Source organism: Streptococcus pluranimalium (assembly GCF_047785745.1).
Taxonomy (GTDB): Bacteria; Bacillota; Bacilli; order Lactobacillales; family Streptococcaceae; genus Streptococcus; species Streptococcus pluranimalium_B.
This window is the reverse complement of sequence record NZ_JBLOJT010000231.1, coordinates 1-600: the sequence shown is the minus strand read 5'-3', so window position 1 is coordinate 600 and position 600 is coordinate 1. Positions and strand designations below refer to the sequence as shown.

At 37.7% G+C, this 600-nt stretch carries 1 protein-coding gene; it reads left to right on the top strand.

Annotated features, from left to right (window positions below; all coding sequences use genetic code 11):
- Positions 1 to 101: 101 nt before the first annotated feature.
- Positions 102 to 600: hypothetical protein (locus tag ACMZ6U_RS10665; protein ID WP_416108377.1), on the top strand; the 499-nt coding region annotated here is incomplete at its 3' end.

Genomic DNA, 600 nt, shown 5'->3' with positions numbered 1-600 from the left:
TAAAACGTGTAAAACGTGTAAAACGTGTAAAACGTGTAAAACGTGTAAAACGTGTAAAACGTGTTTATAATTTTTACTTTTCAAATAGGAGACAATAGCTTATGAAAAAGAAACACATTCTTTTTGGGACAGCAGCAGTTTTAGCTTCAGCTACTTTGGGAACTGCTACAGTATCAGCAGACACTTTCATTGTTAATGTGGATGGTGTACAAACACAAATGTCAGAGTATGAGGACAACCTTCCAATTGAAACAGTGGCAGCGATTGAAGCTTCACTTATTGAAAGTGGTTTTGCAGAAGGTTTGCAGTTGGATCACGTTGATTACTCAACTCCAGGAACAACAATTTTCAACTTCACACGTCCTGGCGTAGATTTAACCCCAGAGACTGTTGAAACACGTACTTTTAACTTTGTTGTTAATGTGGATGGTGTAGAAATTCAAAATCAACCAATGACATTACCGGTTGATGAAATTGAAGCGTGGCTTCAAAATGAAGCAGCTACCTTCACAAATGCAACTGTTGAACGTGTTGTTGAGTCAGGTAAAGTTACATTGAATGTCACATCAAATCCGAATGTAGCTGCTGATTGGGTTAATG